Annotated in this window: 15 protein-coding genes; 1 reads left to right on the top strand and 14 read right to left on the bottom strand. The window is 67.9% G+C overall.

The features are described from left to right. Positions 1-62: 62 nt before the first annotated feature. From WDZ97_RS15485 to WDZ97_RS15430, 12 genes are all read right to left on the bottom strand, one after another. Positions 63-1,190, bottom strand: coding sequence for a response regulator (locus WDZ97_RS15485; RefSeq protein ID WP_304000557.1), 1,128 nt, complete (start codon positions 1,188-1,190; stop codon positions 63-65). Continuing rightward, positions 1,183-2,289 (bottom strand): HDOD domain-containing protein, encoded by a 1,107-nt coding sequence (locus tag WDZ97_RS15480; RefSeq protein WP_425763336.1) that lies wholly within the window; start codon positions 2,287-2,289, stop codon positions 1,183-1,185. The genes WDZ97_RS15485 and WDZ97_RS15480 overlap by 8 nt, the downstream gene beginning before the upstream one ends. After that, positions 2,280-3,389: a sensor histidine kinase gene (locus WDZ97_RS15475; RefSeq protein ID WP_425763335.1), complete on the bottom strand. Its 1,110-nt coding sequence runs from the start codon at positions 3,387-3,389 to the stop codon at positions 2,280-2,282. The genes WDZ97_RS15480 and WDZ97_RS15475 overlap by 10 nt, the downstream gene beginning before the upstream one ends. A gap of 2 nt (positions 3,390-3,391) precedes the next feature. Then, complete coding sequence (locus tag WDZ97_RS15470; RefSeq protein ID WP_425763334.1) at positions 3,392-4,504, bottom strand: FIST N-terminal domain-containing protein; 1,113 nt, start codon at positions 4,502-4,504, stop codon at positions 3,392-3,394. Positions 4,505-4,580: 76 nt separating this feature from the next. Continuing rightward, complete coding sequence (locus tag WDZ97_RS15465; RefSeq protein ID WP_020166027.1) at positions 4,581-5,021, bottom strand: DUF2721 domain-containing protein; 441 nt, start codon at positions 5,019-5,021, stop codon at positions 4,581-4,583. Positions 5,022-5,030: 9 nt separating this feature from the next. Beyond that, positions 5,031-5,876, bottom strand: a complete 846-nt coding sequence (locus tag WDZ97_RS15460) for a 23S rRNA (adenine(2030)-N(6))-methyltransferase RlmJ (protein WP_304000553.1) — start codon at positions 5,874-5,876, stop codon at positions 5,031-5,033. A gap of 49 nt (positions 5,877-5,925) precedes the next feature. Continuing rightward, positions 5,926-7,629 carry a diguanylate cyclase gene (locus WDZ97_RS15455; RefSeq protein ID WP_425763333.1) on the bottom strand — a complete coding sequence of 568 codons (1,704 nt, stop codon included), beginning with the start codon at positions 7,627-7,629 and terminating at the stop codon, positions 5,926-5,928. Positions 7,630-7,653: 24 nt separating this feature from the next. Next, complete coding sequence (locus WDZ97_RS15450; protein WP_425763332.1) at positions 7,654-9,687, bottom strand: methyl-accepting chemotaxis protein; 2,034 nt, start codon at positions 9,685-9,687, stop codon at positions 7,654-7,656. A 92-nt stretch (positions 9,688-9,779) separates the two neighbouring features. Further along, positions 9,780-10,658: a TraB/GumN family protein gene (locus WDZ97_RS15445; protein ID WP_425763331.1), complete on the bottom strand. Its 879-nt coding sequence runs from the start codon at positions 10,656-10,658 to the stop codon at positions 9,780-9,782. Positions 10,659-10,661: 3 nt separating this feature from the next. Continuing rightward, positions 10,662-11,612 carry a Nudix family hydrolase gene (locus WDZ97_RS15440; RefSeq protein ID WP_425763330.1) on the bottom strand — a complete coding sequence of 317 codons (951 nt, stop codon included), beginning with the start codon at positions 11,610-11,612 and terminating at the stop codon, positions 10,662-10,664. Then, positions 11,612-12,490: an ATP-binding protein gene (locus tag WDZ97_RS15435; RefSeq protein ID WP_425763329.1), complete on the bottom strand. Its 879-nt coding sequence runs from the start codon at positions 12,488-12,490 to the stop codon at positions 11,612-11,614. The genes WDZ97_RS15440 and WDZ97_RS15435 overlap by 1 nt, the downstream gene beginning before the upstream one ends. Further along, a complete protein-coding gene (locus tag WDZ97_RS15430; RefSeq protein ID WP_425763328.1) occupies positions 12,477-12,683 on the bottom strand; it encodes a hypothetical protein in 207 nt (68 codons plus the stop codon). The genes WDZ97_RS15435 and WDZ97_RS15430 overlap by 14 nt, the downstream gene beginning before the upstream one ends. Positions 12,684-12,727: 44 nt before the next feature. Here WDZ97_RS15430 and mltA point away from each other — a divergent pair, with 44 nt between their 5' ends. Then, positions 12,728-14,026, top strand: coding sequence for a murein transglycosylase A (mltA, locus tag WDZ97_RS15425; RefSeq protein WP_425763327.1), 1,299 nt, complete (start codon positions 12,728-12,730; stop codon positions 14,024-14,026). Between the two features lie 118 nt (positions 14,027-14,144). Here mltA and WDZ97_RS15420 read toward each other — a convergent pair whose 3' ends face one another. Further along, positions 14,145-15,068: a ZIP family metal transporter gene (locus WDZ97_RS15420; RefSeq protein WP_304000541.1), complete on the bottom strand. Its 924-nt coding sequence runs from the start codon at positions 15,066-15,068 to the stop codon at positions 14,145-14,147. Positions 15,069-15,117: 49 nt separating this feature from the next. Next, on the bottom strand, positions 15,118-16,386 hold the full coding sequence (locus WDZ97_RS15415) for a dicarboxylate/amino acid:cation symporter (RefSeq protein WP_425763326.1): 1,269 nt from the start codon (positions 16,384-16,386) through the stop codon (positions 15,118-15,120). Positions 16,387-16,470 lie beyond the last annotated feature (84 nt).

The raw sequence follows: 16,470 nt of genomic DNA, 5'->3' as shown, positions 1-16,470 counted from the left end.
ATGATTTGTTAACCGTTCTTAATGCGCTGGCCGGCGATCCGTGATGCGGGGCGACCGGCGCTTCAGTCGGCGCGGCTGCGCACCCGTATCGGTTCGCGTATGGCCTGTGCGGCGAGCAGGCGACTGAGCGCGGCGATCGCGGTATCGGTCAGTTCGTGGCCGCGCGACAGCACCATCATGCCGTTCGTGCAGCGCACGTCCTCGTCCACCACCCAGCCCGGAACCAGGTCGCGCACGCGCGCCGCGCGGTGGTGGTTCACCTCGCTGCGGAAGTCGGCCAGTGCCCTGACGATGTAGTCGGGCACCGGTGGCTGCACGGTGCGCAGCACGTCGCGCGGGCTGCGCGTCGCTTTGGTACGTGACCAGTCGCGCTCCAGTTCGAGCGCAGCGCGCAGCAGCGGCGCACCGCGGATCACTTCGAGCGGCGCGTCGGGCGGCGGGTTGTCCGACTGGTAGCGGATGATCTCGGCGGCCAGATCCAGCCGCGGAATGGCCGCCACCAGCCGGCTTGCCACCTCGGGGTGTTCGCGCAGCAGCTTCTTTTCGTCGGGGCCGAGATGACGTTGCGCGGCATCGGCCTGCATCAGTTCGGGCGGTATGCCGACGCAGCCGAGCTGGCTCAGTGCGGCGGCGATGCTGTAGATCCAGCCGTCCGCCCAGTCCAGCCGCGACAGCGCGTGCTGCACCGCCGAGTGCGCGAAAGTGGCTCGCTGGAAGGCCCAGGGCGCCACCATGGCGAGCACCTCCGTCAGCGTGTTCACCGCCGCGGTGAGCGTGGTTTCGAGCAGGTCGCGCTCGGCCCGCACGCGGTCGTAGTGACGCACGGCATCGTCCAGCGTGGCGATCAGCACGTCGGACGGGCAGGGCTTGCACAGGTAACGGAAGATGGCGCCGCGATTGATGGCGGCGATCGACGACTCGACGTCGGCCTGGCCGGTGAGCAGGATGCGCACGGCATCGGGCGCCTGTTCGCGCGCCTGTGCGAGGAAGGTGGCGCCATCCATGCCCGGCATGCGCATGTCCGACACGATGACGGCGAAGGGCTCACCGAGCTGGATGGCGTCCAGCCCGGCGATACCGCCATTGGCGGTCACCACGTCGAAGCGGCTGTGCAGCGTGCGTTCCATCGCCGCCAGCAGGTTGGGTTCGTCATCGACGCAGAGCACGCGAGGCAGGGTGTCTTCAGTCATCGTCATGGTCCGTGGTGAGTGCTGCGTTGTAGGCCTGCCACTGCGGCCACTGCTCGATCACGCCGGCGCGTTCGAGATAGGCGAGGTCCGGCGTCTGGCCGTTGGCCAGCGCGACGGCGACGTGCACGGTGCCGGCCAGGCCGAAGCCGGGGGCGGAGGCGCGGTCCGGGTGGGTGTGCCGCGCGACGGCGTCCACGATGTCCATCGGCAGGCCCCACAGGCCCAGCAGATAGGCGCCGACCGCGGCGTGCAGCGGCGTGTCGCAGACGGTGGTGGCGTCCTGCATCGTTTCGCTGCGCAGCGGTTCGACCAGCAGGCCGATGCGCGCCAGCAAGGCAGCGGTGGCGGCGACGCCTCCGCGGCGGCCGACGGTGATGCGGTCGGCCAGGCAGGACGCCTGCAGCGCGCGCCGTTGCAGGTGATCGACGAAGGGATCGGTCGCGGCGTCGGCGAATACCTGCGAGGCGAGCACGAGCAGCCGTACCTGATCGATGCCGAGGCGGGTGATGGCGTCGTTGATGCTCGTGATGCGCGCACCCAGCGTGAAGTAGGCGGAACCGGCCAGTTGCATGATGCGCGCGCTGAGCGCGGGGTCGCTGCTCAGCAGGCGGGCGACATGACGGCTGTCGCTGGCCGGATCGGCAAGCAGCCGGGTCAGTTCGGCAAAGATGCGCGGCGCGCTGGGCAGCCGGTTCACGCGGCCGATCACGTCGATCACCGAGGCGTCGCGGAACATCGCACGCAGCGCCAGCGCCGCCTGCACCGCGGCAAGCAGCACCGCGTTGTCGCAGGGCTTGGATACGAACTGGTGAGCGACGTCGAGCATGCGCAGCGTCGACGCGGTGTCGCACTGGCCGGACAGGATGATGCGCAGCGTGCCGGGCCAGCGGTCGCGCACGGCGCCGAGCAGCGCGGCGCCGTCCATGAAGGGCATGCGCATGTCGGATACGACGACGTCGGCCGGCTCGGCGTCGAGCGCGTCGAGCGCTGCCTGACCGCTGGTGAAGAAGCGGCACGCCCAGTCGGTTTCGCGCATCACCAGCGTGCGCTCGATGCCGGCCAGAACGCGGCTTTCGTCGTCCACGAACACTACCTGCATGGCGTTGCCTCGTCGTTGTCGATGCACAGCGGCAAACGCATCGTGAAGCGGGTGCCACGACCGACGTCCGATTCACACAGGATTTCGCCGCCGTGCTGGTCGACCACAGTGGTGTAGACCATGGCCAGACCCTGCCCGGTGCCCTTGCCGACCGGCTTGGTCGTGAAGAAGGGCTCGAAGATGCGTTCGCGTATGTCCGGCGGGATGCCCGGGCCGTCGTCGGCCACGCTGAGGTCGATGTGCCGGTCGCCGAAGCGTGTCGCGGTGATCCGGATCAGCCCCTTGTCGCGCACGCCCTCGGACAGCGTCTCGGCGATGGCGTGTGCGGCGTTCACCACCAGGTTCAGCAGCGCCTGGCCGATCAGGTCGCGTCGGCACGGCAGGTCGGGCAGGTCGTCATCGACCTGCGTATCGATCTCGGCCACGTACTTCCATTCGCTGCGGGCGACAGTGACCGTGGTCGCGATGACCTCGCGGATGTCCACCGCCACCTTGTCGACGCCCGACGGATGCGAGAAGGCCTTCATCGCGCTGACGATGCGCGCGATGTGTGCCAGCCCTTCCTTCGACTGGGCGAGCGCGTCCGGAATCTGCCGGCGCAGGTAGTCGAGCTTGGTCCGGCGCAGGGCGACGTCGAAGTCCGCCAGCAGCGCGGGGTCGGGCTCGCCGGCACGCAGGGTCGCGATCACCGCGATGCTGCGATCGGCCAGCGCCAGCAGCGAAGTGGTGGCCATGTCGATGAAGCTCATGTTGTCGGCCACGTACTGCGTCGGGGTGTTGATCTCGTGCGCGATGCCGGCGGCGAGCTGGCCGATCGATTCCATCTTCTGCGACTGCAGGAGCTGCGTCTGTGTCTGTCGCAGCTCGCCCAGCGTCTTCTGCAGCGCCTGTCTTTCCTGCTCCAGTTCGCCGGTCTTGCGGGCGACCACGTTGGCCAGGCTGATGTTCTGTTCGAGCAGCGCGAACGGCGAGTTGCGCATGCCTTCGTCCTGCTGGGCGAGGCGCCGCTTCAGCGCGTCTATCGTCTTGTCGCGCGCGACCAGCTTGTGTTCCAGTTCGCTCAGGCGCGCCTCGATGTCGGGTTGCGGCAGGGTGGGCATGTCTATCCTCCGATCGCCACAGCGGTCAGCGTCTGATTCACGTGCAGGCCGTTGTACTGCTCGCCATAGGTATAGAAGCCGAACAGCAGGTTGGCGGCCATCAGGCGGCTCATGTCGTCATCGATCGCTGCCTGCTCGAATTCCAGCCGACGCAGGATGCAGTCGCAGCCGAGCACCAGCGCCGGTTCGGGCACGTCGCGCCGGAGTTCGGCCATCGCGCTGGCAATGGTCTGCAGCGGATCGAGCGCGCGACCGATCGATACGATCAGCCCTTCGTCGATGGCGCAGTAGCAGGACAGCGACAGGTCATCGTTCACCTTCTGGATCGAGCGCACGTAGGCATCGCCGCCCAGTTGCAGCACCAGGGGGTGGCGCGAGAACACGGCGGGCGTCAGTGCCTCGATGCGCTGACCTATCGCTTCAGCATAGGCCCTGGCTGCAGGTTCGCCATTCATTTCATGAATGATGCGCCGCTCGGGGTCGGCGCTCGTGATGACGAGTTCCGTGCTGCCGGCGGCGAAGTGCTGGGTCTTGATGGTGGCCACCGGATGGGTGGTCTCGAACAGCGTGAAGACGGCGGCATCGCTCAGGAAGAGGCCGTCAACGTAGACGTAGGTGTGTTCGAACTTCAGGTTGTCGCCGGCCGAGCCGCCAATCAGCGGCAGATTGCCGACGTGCTGGTAGAGCGCCGCGACCAGTCTTTCCTCGGCCATCGACAGGCCGTCCACCAGCAGCATGCCGAAGCGGTTCAGATCGCGTGTCGCGTCCGACCGGGCGCGGATGTCCTCCGCGATGCAGCTCACCTGGTCGACGTAGGCGGCCAGCGGGGTCACCGGATAGGTGCGCAGGCGCAGCCCGCCGCCCGAAAAGGTGACGCCGATGATGCCCGAGCGCTGGAAGCCGGCGGGGCCGAAGTGGCCGGACGAGGTGCAACCGACCGTCGGGCACCGGAAAGTACGGGCCAGTTCGCGACCCAGTACCGCGAGGTCGACATCCGGCGAACAGAAGAACAGCAGCCCGTCCTTGCCGGTGCTGCCGGTCTGTGCCGCCAGTTCGGCCACCGCGCGGACCGGATCGGTCGACGCGCTGGCGCCGTAGCAGGTGTTGATCGCCATGGAGCCCTCCGTCGACCTTATGCCGGGTCAACGGCCCGCATCGGAGAGGGCTTTAGGTGCCGATTGTGTCGGGGTGTCAGCGGTTGGCGTGGGTGGCGGTGAAGACCGCGACGAACACTTCGCGCAGGAAGAGGCTCAGCGACGTGATCAGCGCCAGCATGGCGAGCACGAAGAAGCCGGCCAGCAGGTCGGCCAGCACCACCGTGAACAGCACGCCGAAGAAGGCGCAGGACACCACCAGACAGACCATCAGCGCCGAGGCGACGGCGAACAGGATGGCCAGATAGACCAGCTTCGCACGCCGCGACAGCAGTTCGAGCTCGGTGGCGTTGCTCATCGTTTCGTCTTCGCACTGCTGGCCGCCCCGCGCCAGCACGACGCGGCGGCGGTCGATGATGCGACCGAGCCGGTTGTTCAGCGTGGTGATCAGCGTGGCGATGGCGGTGAGCAGGAACACCGGCGCCACGGCGAGGCCGATGGCGTGGGTGATCGCGTCGATCGAGGTCTGCAGCACCATGGCAGGGCCTTACGGAATCTTGAAATCGAGTTCGAACTTCGCGCTGGCATCGGCAGCCAGCGTTTTCGTGAGCCAGGGCATCGTCGCCTTCAGCGTCGCCGGCAGCGTCCACGGCGGATTGACGATGAACAGTCCGCTGCCGTGCATGCCGAAACCGTCGGGCGACGGTGTGCGCGTGGTCAGCGACACGTGCAGCCAGGCGTCGATCTTCATGCGCTTGAGCTTGGCCGGCAGATCGCGCGACTCCATGCGCTGCAGCTGCGGGTACCACAGGCAGTAGGTGCCGGTCGAGAAGCGGGTGACCGCGTCGCGCAGCGTTTCGAAGGCGTAGCGGTAGTCCTCGCGCATTTCGTAGGGCGGGTCGATCAGCACCAGCGCGCGCCGCGGCGGCGGCGGCAGCAGCGACCTCAGGTTGGAAAAGCCGTCCAGCTTCTCGATGCGCACGCTGCGGCCGGCGTCGGCGAAGGCGGCGTTGAGCAGCTTGTTGTCGGTCGTGTGCAGTTCGAACAGCTTCATCCGGTCGTGCTCGCGCAGCAGGGCGCGCGCGATCATCGGCGAACCGGGATAGGCGCGCAGCGCATCGCCGTCGTTGAAGGCGCGCACGACGTCGACATAGGTGCCGAGCGCCGCAGGCAGATCGGGCGCAGCCCACAGCTTGCCGATGCCTTCGGCGTACTCGGCGTTCTTTGCCGCGTAGCCGCTGTCCAGCGCATAGCCGCCGGCACCGGCGTGCGTATCGATGTACCAGTAGGGTTTGTCCTTCTGGTTCAGGTACTGCAGCAGTTCGACCAGTACGAAGTGCTTCAGTACGTCGGCCGGATTGCCGGCGTGGAAGGCGTGGCGGTAGCTGAGCATGGTGTGTCGATGTATGGGCGAGCGCGAGTATACGCTGCGCCGCCGACGCTCAGGCGGCGATGGCCGGGCTGCCGCTTTCCGCCAGGTGTGCGCGGTTGCGTCCGTTCCGCTTGGCGACGTACAGGGCCTGGTCGGCGGCACGCATCAGATCGGTCGGCGAGTGACCGTGTCGCGGATAGAGCGCGACGCCGATCGAAATGGTCAGCGTGCCCAGCGCGCTGCCATGAAAGCTCAGTTCGAGGTTCTCGACGGCGGCCCGCAGCATTTCGGCGCGTGCCAGCGCGGCGTCGCGGTCGGCTTCCGGCAACACCAGCGTGAATTCCTCGCCGCCGTAGCGTGCCGCGATATCCGATTCGCGGGCGTGGTCGCGCAGCAGCCGGCCGACCGTGCGCAGCACGGCGTCGCCGGCTTCGTGGCCGTGCCTGTCGTTGAACTGCTTGAAGTGATCGACGTCGATCATGAATACCGCGACCGTCAGGTTCTTGCGCTGCGCACGCGCGCATTCGCGCGCCAGCGATTCCTCCAGGTAGCGGCGGTTGGACAGTCCGGTCAGTGCGTCGCGCACCGACTGCTGGCGCAGCGTCTCGCGCAGCTGCAGGTTGCCGATCGACAGAGCGACCTGTTCCAGCGTCTGCGCCAGCTGTTCTTCGCTGAGCGCGTACTCGTGGCCGCGGCCATGCAGGCTGATCAGACCGATCACCTCGCCGTGCGCGGTGATCGGCAGGCAGCGGCTGCCGGCGTTCTCGGGGGCGTGCAGGTGAGCGCAGCGGGTGGGCGCCTCGGCGTCCGGTTGCGTGTAGGGCTGGCCGCGGCGCAGGCCCCAGCAGTCACCCGGTTCGAAGAATTCGTCGTTCGGAATGTCGCCCCACTGGCAGGCCAGTCGCAGCTGGTTGCGCGATGCGGCGGTCAGGTAGAGCGCGCCGGCCGGTATTGCAAAGACCTGCGGCAGGTAGTGGTCGAGCAGCGCCATCGCCTCGTCCATGTCGCGCGAGGACTGCAGGAAGCGCCCGAGTTCGGACAGCGCGTTGCTGTGCGCGCTCTGCCGTGCCGTGCTGTCCAGGGCCTCGGCGAGTGCGCGGTTGCGCGACTGCAGTTCCGCTTCCGCCTGCGCACTGCTGCGGGCCGAATTGCGTATCAGCCAGGCGACCAGCACGACCAGCAGCACGCTGATCGCGGTCGAAATGGTGAAGGTGAGGTAGGCGTGGCGGATGGCTTCGGCCTGGCGGCCGAAGTGCATGTCGAGGATGGCCTGCTCGGCGGTCCGGTAGTCGTCCATCAGCCGACGCACCCGTTCCATCCGCTCGCGGCCGTGACCTTCGGCCACGCGCATCAATGCGGCGTCGCGGTCGCCTTGGCTGAACAGCGTCGCCTTCTCGTCCAGTTCGGCCAGCTTGTCGTCGATGGCCTGGTCCAGTTCGGGCACGCGCCGCGCGTGTGCCGGATCGTCGGACATTAGCCGCGAAACCTCGCCGCGCACGCGTTGCAGCGTGGTCAGGGCGCTGTGATAGGGCTGCAGGAAGCGCCGGTCACCGGTCAGCAGGTAGCCGCGCAGGCTGGATTCCGCTTCGAGCAGCGTTTCCAGCAGCACGCGGCTGGTACGCAGGCGGTTCTGTACGTGTTCGACCGGGGTCTTGGCCTCGACCAGGGTGTCCATGCTCTGCAACACCCAGGCCGAGTTGCCGGCGATGACCAGCAGGCAGAATATCCAGATGACGCCGCGTCGGCGCAGGCTGGATTGAATCAGGCTGGACAAGACGCTGGTGACCGTTGGCGGCGCTCAGACCACGAAGCGGCCGACGTTGTCCTGCAACTGGCCGGCCAGCACTTCGAGGCCATGCGTCTGACCGTCGGCACGACGGGTGATGTCGGCATTCTGCTCGGCCATGCCCGCGATGCGTTCGACGCCTTGCGCCACCGACTGGCTGGCGCTGCTCTGTTCGCGCGTGGCAGCGGCGATTTCCTTCATCGCCTCGGCGGTGCGCTCGCTCTGTTCGCTGATCACGCGCAGCACTTCGCCCGCTTCGGTGGCCAGCGTCACGCCGGCGCCGACCTGGCCGCTGACCTCGCCTATGCGGCGTACCACCTTGTCGGCATCGGCCTGCACGCTGCTCACCATATTGGCGATCTCCTGCGTCGACGCGGCAGTGCGCTCGGCCAGCTTGCGTACCTCGTCGGCGACGACCGCGAAGCCGCGGCCGGATTCGCCAGCGCGCGCCGCTTCGATCGCTGCGTTGAGCGCCAGCAGATTGGTCTGTTCGGCGATCTCCTGGATGATGCGACCGACGTTAGAAATTTCCCGCGTGCGGCCGGCCAGATCGGTCACCGCCGACGAGGCATCGCTGATTTCGGCGGCGATGCGCTGCATGCCCTCGACCATGCTCGACAGCTTCTGTTCGCCCTGGGTGGCCGCGCTGCGCGCCTCGCGCGTGATGCCGTCGGCGACGCCGGCGCTGTCGGCCACGTGCGTGATGCTGACCGACAGTTCCTCGATGGCGGCGGCCAGGCCGGCGGCCGCACTGCTCTGTTCGGTCGAACCATTCACCACTTCGCTCGATCCGGCGCGCAGTTCGCGCGCCGCATTGCCGACCGCCCTCGCCGCCTCGGCGGTGGCGGTGATCAGCGCGGCGGTCTTGCGCGTCGCTTCGTTCATCTGGATCGAAATCAGGTCCAGTTCGTTGTGCGTCGTGCCCGTCACCACGTCGAGGCGCTGGCTGAAGTCGCCGTTGCCGAGCCGGGTCATCGCGGCAGACACCTTGTTCAGGCGGCTCAGCCGGCTGCGCGCAAGCCACCAGGTCAGGCCGGCGAACATCAGCGCCGAGGCGACGCAAATGCCGATCAGCAGATTGCGCAGCTGGATGTTCGAGCGCGTGAATTCCTCGACGTGAGCGCCGGACGACACGATCCAGCCCCAGTTGTCCGACAGGCGGTAGGCCGCAATCTTCGGCGCCAGCGAGCCGTCTTCGCGCGGCCAGTCGTAGATGTGGTCGCCATTCTTCTTGCTGATCTGTTCGCCGATGATGCGGGTCAGCGTGTCGTTGCCGATCTCCTTCACCGTCTTGCCCGCGTGTACCGGGTGGAACAGCATGGTCGTGTCGTCGGCGCTTTCGCCCGGCCGGAGCACGTGGATGTAGCCGGTTTCGCCGACGCGGATGGACTTCAGCGATTCGAACAGTTGATCGATGCCCTGCTGCACGTCGACGCGTGCGGACAGTGCGCCGACCACGCGACCGGCGGCGTCCTTGATCGGTTCGAGCGAGGAAATGTAGAAGCGCCCGTTGCGCATCACCACGCCCTGGTAGCTGTCGCCCTTGAGCAGCGCAGCGGTATCCGGTCCGCTCTTGATCGCGACGCCGGCCTGCGAACGGCCCTCGGCGTCCTTGAGCAGTGTCGCCACGCGGACGAATTCGTCGCCGACGCGCACCATCACGGCCGGATCGGCGCCGATCAGGTCGCGCGTCGATTTCATCCGGGCTTCGTCGCCGTTCAGTACGTTGCCGCCCGCACGCGCCACGCGTACCGCCGGGTACTTGCCCATGGCCACCGTGTCTTCGTCGATGGTGACCGTGCCCAGCGCTCCCCTCAGGGCGGCCATGCCCTTGGCGGCATTGGCCAGTGCGTTCTCGTAGCTCAGATCGAGCAGTTTTGCCGTCGCGTCGGCCTGATCGCCGAGGGCGCTCTGGGTCTGCTCCATCGCAGCGCGATTGCTCGATACCGACACGACCGCAATCAGTGCGACAAAAATGACCGCGCAGAGCAGGCCGATCGATATCGAGAGCTGGCTGACAACCGACATACGGTTGAATGAAATCATGGCTCGTCTCCTGTGCATCCGTGCTGGGCGGAATGCCCAGCCGAACGATTCATCGTGTCTGGATTACGGCACGATTGTTAAAAACTGGAGCGTCAAGTCACTGATTCGATTCGACAGCCGGCCGCAGCGAGGCGCGCGAGCACCCCGTCGGGGCCTGCAAGGTGGGAGGCGCCGAAGGCGGCAAAGACGCCGCCGACATGGATTTCCGGCAGCAGCCGCTCGGCGAAGCGGGCGTTGCGCGCGCCGAGCAGGGACTGCATGAACAGCCGGGCATGCTCGCGCAGCGCCGGGTCTTCGGACATCAGCCCGCTGTTGATACGCGACAGTTCGCCCACCTCGCCGGCCAGCCAGGCGACGGTCATCGGCTCGATGGCGGCCTGCAGGCGGTCGTGCCGGCGCGCGGCGTCGATCAGCAGCGCGATCTGGGTCTTCTCCGGCAGCAGCGCGATGGCGTCTATCTGTTCCTGCACCTGCTCCAGCGGCCGAACGGCCACCTTCTGCGCGCGCGCCAGCGTGATCAGTGCTTCGTCGAGCGACGGTTGCTGTGCGGCCACCGGCTGCAGCAGCGTCAGCAGCGCCGCCCACGGGCGCAGGCGCACGGCCACCCGCGGATCGACGCCGTGCAGTGTCAGCATCTTCTCGATGCGCGGCCACTTCGCCCGGCCGACCCGACGTGGCAGGTCGTCGCTGCCATAGACGCTGGCCGCCTGGTAGATGGACACCGCCTCGGCGTCGGTCACCAGTTCCGGCATGAAAAGACGGGCCTCGGCAATGCGCGCGCGCAGCGGTGACGCACGCGCCAGCACGCGCGGATCGCCACTGTGCAGCGTGCCGTAAAGGTGGCTCACCGGCGCGTCGCCGCTGCGCACCGCCCACAGCAGCCCGCGCGAATAATCCGCTTCCGCCGCGCGCAGTCGCGACGGCAGGGCGGCGAGCGCGGCCAGCTGCAGCAGGAAGCGGCGGCGATCCATTGTTTACAGCACCCAGGCGCCGCGGATGGCGGCAATGCCGTGCGCACCGCAGTCCTGGGCGCGCGCAAGATGGCTGTCGTCGAGGCCGCCGATGGCGAACACCGGCAGCGGGCTGCCGGCGAGCAGCGCCGCAAGGCCGTCCCAGCCCAGGGTGTCGCCCCCGGGGTGGCTGGCGGTCGGCAGCACCGAACCGGCGACCGCGTAGTCCAGGCCCAGGCGAACCGCCTGCGCCAGCTCGTCCGCCGTGTGGCAGGAGGCGCCGACCCACTCGAAATCGGGCCGCACGGCAAGCCCCGCCAGCTGGGCGGCCTTCAGGTGCAGGCCGTCGGCGCCCAGCTCCTTCGCCATTTCGACGCTGCCATTCAGCACCGCCGGGCAGCCGTGGTCGCGCGCAATCCGTATCGCCTCTCGCGCGAAGCCGAGCGCCGGGGAGTCAAGCACCGGCTCGCGGATCTGCAGCAGCAGTCGGCCGCGGCGGCAGGCCTGGTGGATCGCGTCGAGCTGGGCGGCAGCGCCGATCTGGAAGGCGTGCGTCACCGCCATCCGCGACGGCAGGCGCAGCGATTTCATGACCGGGCCGTTGGCCGGCAGCATCGGCGACACGGTGAGCGCATCGGCGGACTGCCAGGCCAGCGCACTGTGCACGTGGTCATGCACGCGGCCGCTCCAGCGCTCGACGCGGAAGAAATGCAGCCGCACGTGCGCGTGCTCGTACTCGTGAGTCAGCGTGATCCACGGCGTGCAGTGCTCGACGCGGATGCCCAGTTCCTCGTCCAGTTCGCGCTTCAGCGCGTCGACCGGCGCCTCGCCCTTTTCCACCTTGCCGCCCGGAAACTCCCAGTAGCCCGGGTAGAAGGTGCCGGGCGCGCGCTGGCCGAGCAGGAACTCCCGGCTGTGCGGTCCGTCGCGGAAGATGACGGCGGCCGCCACGGCCACCTGCTTGCGTTCGCTCATTACTTGCCCCGCGCGGCGTGCTGGCCGGCCCAGTCGCGCGCGAACTGCCAGGCGACGCGGCCGCTGCGGGCGCCGCGTTCGAGCGACCACAGCAGTGCGGCGCTGCGCGCGGCTTCGATGTCGTCCGCGCTCAGGCCGAATCTCTTGAGCCAGTGGTTCACGATGTTCAGGTAGGCGTCCTGGTCGAAGGGGTAGAAGGACAGCCACAGCCCGAAACGTTCGGACAGCGACACCTTTTCCTCGATTGCCTCGCCCGGGTGCACCTCGCCGTCGACGTGCTTCGCCTCGCGGTTCTCCGAAAAGTACTCGGGCATCAGGTGGCGCCGGTTCGACGTCGCGTAGATGAGCACGTTGTCGAGCACCGCTGACACCGAACCGTCGAGGATGCTCTTCAGCGCCTTGTAGCCCGGTTCGCCGGATTCGAAGGACAGGTCGTCGCAGTAGATGATGAAGCGCTCGGGCCGGCTGGCGATCAGGTCCGTGATGTCCGGCAGGTCGGTCAGGTCGTCGCGGTCGACCTCGATCAGGCGCAGGCCCTTCTTCGCGTATTCGTTCAGCAGCGCCTTCACCAGCGAGCTCTTGCCGGTGCCGCGGGCGCCTGTGAGCAGCACGTTGTTGGCCGGTTTGCCGTCGACGAACTGCTGCGTGTTGGCCTTGATGCGCGCCTTCTGCACGTCGATGTCGCGCAGATCCGCCAGGCGCAGCTTGTGCGGATGGGCGACCGCCTCCAGCCGGCCGCGGCCGTTGCTGCGACGCCAGCGGAAGGCGATCGCCTTCCAGTCCGGTTCGACCGGTGCCGGCGGCAGGATCTGCTCCAGCCGGTCGAACAGCGCGTGCGCACGCGCAATCAGGCTTTCGAAACCATCACGGCTGTTCACGGTCACCCTCCTTGTCGCCGGATGGGGTGGTGCCGTTGTCGTCGGCGGAGTCCTTTTCCTTCTTGGGCAGGGTCCACCACAGGATGAACAGGAAAAGCGCCAGCGCGGTGCCGGCTTCGAGCAGGAATAACCACATGGGAATGAAGCTTTCGTTGTCGTCGCACCCGCCTGTGGGGCAGGTGCTCGTTATCATTGCGCACTCGGCGCTCGCGGGCGCACCAATCTAAATAAATCCCGATGTTCCAGCAAATCCGCCTGCGCAGCGCAGGTGTCCTGATCTGTATGTCGCTGCTGCTGGCGGCCTGTGCCGGCACGCCGAAGCCGGCGCCCCGTGTGGAACCGGCGCCGGTCGCCGCCCCGGTGTGTCCGCCTGCGCCGCAGCCCGTTCCGCAGAGCTGTCCGGCCTGCCCGGCCTGCGCCGCCTGCCCGGTGTGCCCGCCGCCACCGGCTCCCGAGGCGAAGCCGCTGCCACCGAAGCTGGTGGCGGCCGAGTGGGCCGCGCTCGAAGGCTGGAGCGACGACGATCTGCGCGAATCCCTGCCGGCGCTGCGCGCATCGTGCAGCGCGGTGGCGAACAAGCCGGGCTGGGCGGAGCCCTGCGCCGCGCTGGTCATGCTCGATGCGACAGACCGCGCCGCGGTGCGTGCGTTCTATGAATCCTTCTTCCGCCCCTGGCAACTGCTCAATGGCGACGGCAGCGATCAGGGTCTGGTCACCGGCTATTACGAACCGCTGCTGAAAGCCAACCGCACGCGCGGCGGCGCATACAAGTACGCGATCCACGGCGTGCCGGACGACCTGCTGGTGATCGATCTGGCCAGCGTGCATCCCGACCTGAAGAACATGCGGCTGCGCGGCCGGCTCGATGGTCGCAAGGTCGTGCCCTACTGGACGCGCGCCGAACTGGATGCCCGCGCCGCCGAACTCGACCGCAAGGCGCTGTTCTGGGCAGCCGATGCGATCGACGTGTTCTTCCTGCAGGTGCAGGGTTCGGGTCAGGTGGAATTGCCGGACGGAAGCCGGGTGCGTGTCGGTTATGCCGACCAGAACGGCCACCCTTACCAGTCCATCGGCCGCTGGCTGGTGGACCAGGGCGAACTGAAGCTCGAACAGGCGTCGATGCAGGGCATACGCGAGTGGGCGCGCGCCAATCCGTCGCGTGTCGCGACGATGATGGCGGCCAATCCGAGCTATGTGTTCTTCCGCGAACTGCCGATAGGCAAGCAGGCGCCCGGCCTGCCAGAAGGCCCGCTCGGCGCGCTCGGCGTGCCGATCGCGGGTGGTCGCGTCATCGCGATCGATCCGCGCAGCGTGCCGCTCGGCGCGCCGGTGTGGCTGGACACCACGCGACCGAACAGCAGCCAGCCGCTGCGCCGGCTCATGATGGCGCAGGACACCGGCGGCGCCATCAAGGGCGGCGTGCGCGCCGACTTCTTCTGGGGCTTCGGGCCGGAGGCCGGCGCACAGGCGGGGAAGATGAAGCAGCAGGGAAGGATGTGGGTGCTGCTGCCGAATGGCGTGACGCCGGGGAACTGAGCTGGAGCAAGGGTTTCTGTGGGAGCGAGCTTGCTCTCGACGGTCGTCTGAAGTGCAGTCCGAGGCCGACGGCGGCCGCGGGACGCAGCGCCGGGGCGACGGTCTGAGTTGCCGCGCCTCAGCCGAGAGTCGTATCGAGCACCATCATCACCATGAAGCCCGCCATCAGCCCCAGCGTGGCCGCTTTTTCGTGGCCGTTGCGGTGGGTTTCCGGGATGACTTCGTGCGACACCACGAAAATCATCGCGCCGGCGGCGAGGCCGAGCCCACCGGGGTAGAACAGCGCGAAGCTGCTGGACAGCCCGACGCCGATCAGTGCGCCCAGCGGTTCCATGAAACCGCTCAGCGCGGCGATGCCCACCGCCTTCAGCGGCGACATGCCGACCGCGCGCAGCGCGACCGCGACGGCGAGGCCTTCCGGAATGTCCTGTATCGCAATCGCGGTCGACAGCGGCAGGCCGACTGTCATGTCCGCCTGCGAGAAGGACACGCCCATCGCCATGCCTTCCGGCAGGTTGTGCAGCGCGATGGCATTGACGAACAGCCAGACGCGGCCCATCCGCGTTTCCGGGCCGCAACTGCCGCAGTGCTCGTGCTCGTGCGGCGTCATCGCGTCGAGCATCATCATCAGCCAGACGCCGAGTGCCATGCCGGTGACCACCACCGCTGCGCCCAGGCTGCGTGAGCCGGTCAGGTCTTCGCCGGCGGCCAGGCCGGGCACGATGAGCGAGAAGGAGGAGGCGGCCAGCATCATGCCGGCGCCGAAGCCGAGCAGCACGTCGGAACCGCGCTGGCCGAGCGAGCGCAGGCCCAGCGCGGGGGCTGCACCGATGGCGGTCGCGGCGAAGCCGGCCAGTCCGGCCAGCAGGCCCAGACGCATGGCCTGCGGCGTGCGCGAATCGGCGAAGGCCCAGGACAGCAGGGCCAGCACGGCCGCCAACCCGATCATCAGCATGAACTGCAGCGCCGGGTCGAGACGCATCCACGGAAAGAGCGGGCCGGGGCGCGGCGCGTCCGGCGAGGTGGCGGGGGTCGGGTCCATGGCGGTCACCGCAAAGGCATGTTCGTGCACTGCATCATAAATGCGCGCCTCAGGCGCGCACCTCAAGATTCGCTGGATCGTGAGGTGCGTCTGCGCCTGCGACGTGGTCGACCACGATGCTGCCGACGATGTCGCCCTCGACGTTGACCACGGTGCGGACCGCATCAAGCAGCCGGTCTATCGGCAGCAGGATGGCGATCGCCTCGGCCGGCAGCCCGACCGACTGCAGCACCATCACCATGGTCACCATGCCGGCACTCGGAATGCCCGGTGCGCCGACCGCAGCCAGCATCGACATCACGCAGACGACGATCTGCTGACCGGCGCTCAGTTCGATGCCGACCAGACTGGCGATGAACAGCGCGGCGGCCGCTTCGTACAGCGCCGTGCCGTCCATGTTCATCGTCGTGCCGACCGGTACGACGAAGCCGACGGTGGCGGGGCGCACGCCGAAATGCTGCTGCGTGACGCGCATCGTGATCGGCATCGTCGCCGAACTGGAACTGGTGGCCAGCGCGGTCAGGAAGGATTCGCGACCGCCGCGCCACAGCGCCAGCGGTGTCACGCGGGTGATCAGCCACAGCAGGCCGGGCAGCACGATCACGCCATGCAGCAGCGTGGTGCCAAGCACCACGGCGACGAAGCGCGCCATCGTTTCCAGCAGCGCCAGATCCTGTGTCGCGATCAGTCTGGCCAGCAGCGCGGCGATGCCCCAAGGCGCCAGTTTCATGATGGCGCCGACGATGCGCAGCGACAGGTCCTGCATCTCTTCCATGCCGCGATTGATGATCGGGTAGCGGTCGCCCGCCTGCACCAGCGCGATGCCGAGGATCAGCGCGAACACGACCAGCGCGACGATCTCGCCGTTGGCCAGTGCGGAGAACGGGTTCTTGAACAGACCGGTCAGGAACTGCTGGACGAAGTCGGGAAACGGCAGCTGCTTTGCCTGGAAGCCGGCCAGCGCGTCGGCGAACATGTCGAGGTGCATGCCGGCCCCCGGCTTGAATACATTCGCCGCCGTGATACCGAGAATGACCGCGATGGTGACGGTGAGCAGGTAGAACAGCAGCGTGGTCACCCAGACGCGGCGGATGTTGCCGTGCTGGCGCAGGTGGGCGACGCCGACCACGATGGACGAGAACACCAGCGGCACCAGCACCATCTTCAGCAGCGCGACGAAGATGCCGCCGATCAGCCCGGCGAGGTAAAGCCCCTGCACGCGCGTCGTGGCCTCGTCCGGCAGTGCGCCGAGGGCGAGGCCAAGGCCGACGCCGATCAGTGCGCCGAGCAGGATTTGCGTGTTCATCGTCAGCCGCATGCGCTTTTCTCCGCGTTTTTTCCCGACCATACCATTGGCGCCCACCGATGAAACCAAGTGCGTGAGCCGCAGTCGGAAGCGCAG

The sequence above is a fragment of the Methyloversatilis sp. MC4-4 genome (assembly GCF_049843555.1).
GTDB classification, from domain to species: domain Bacteria; phylum Pseudomonadota; class Gammaproteobacteria; order Burkholderiales; family Rhodocyclaceae; genus Methyloversatilis; species Methyloversatilis discipulorum_B.
Note: the sequence above shows the minus strand (reverse complement) of the source record. Positions and strands in the feature narration are given on the sequence as shown.

Excerpts from the sequence above, each read along its gene's own strand:
- WDZ97_RS15465 (WP_020166027.1), bottom strand. The coding sequence starts at position 5,021 with ATGGTGCTGCAGACCTCGATCGACGCGATCACCCACGCCATCGGCCTC.
- WDZ97_RS15480 (WP_425763336.1), bottom strand. The coding sequence starts at position 2,289 with ATGCAGGTAGTGTTCGTGGACGACGAAAGCCGCGTTCTGGCCGGCATC.
- WDZ97_RS15470 (WP_425763334.1), bottom strand. The coding sequence starts at position 4,504 with ATGGCGATCAACACCTGCTACGGCGCCAGCGCGTCGACCGATCCGGTC.
- WDZ97_RS15445 (WP_425763331.1), bottom strand. The coding sequence starts at position 10,658 with ATGGATCGCCGCCGCTTCCTGCTGCAGCTGGCCGCGCTCGCCGCCCTG.
- WDZ97_RS15485 (WP_304000557.1), bottom strand. The coding sequence starts at position 1,190 with ATGACTGAAGACACCCTGCCTCGCGTGCTCTGCGTCGATGACGAACCC.
- WDZ97_RS15440 (WP_425763330.1), bottom strand. The coding sequence starts at position 11,612 with ATGAGCGAACGCAAGCAGGTGGCCGTGGCGGCCGCCGTCATCTTCCGC.
- WDZ97_RS15430 (WP_425763328.1), bottom strand. The coding sequence starts at position 12,683 with ATGATAACGAGCACCTGCCCCACAGGCGGGTGCGACGACAACGAAAGC.
- WDZ97_RS15475 (WP_425763335.1), bottom strand. The coding sequence starts at position 3,389 with ATGCCCACCCTGCCGCAACCCGACATCGAGGCGCGCCTGAGCGAACTG.
- WDZ97_RS15420 (WP_304000541.1), bottom strand. The coding sequence starts at position 15,068 with ATGGACCCGACCCCCGCCACCTCGCCGGACGCGCCGCGCCCCGGCCCG.
- mltA (WP_425763327.1), top strand. The coding sequence starts at position 12,728 with ATGTTCCAGCAAATCCGCCTGCGCAGCGCAGGTGTCCTGATCTGTATG.
- WDZ97_RS15415 (WP_425763326.1), bottom strand. The coding sequence starts at position 16,386 with ATGCGGCTGACGATGAACACGCAAATCCTGCTCGGCGCACTGATCGGC.
- WDZ97_RS15450 (WP_425763332.1), bottom strand. The coding sequence starts at position 9,687 with ATGATTTCATTCAACCGTATGTCGGTTGTCAGCCAGCTCTCGATATCG.
- WDZ97_RS15460 (WP_304000553.1), bottom strand. The coding sequence starts at position 5,876 with ATGCTCAGCTACCGCCACGCCTTCCACGCCGGCAATCCGGCCGACGTA.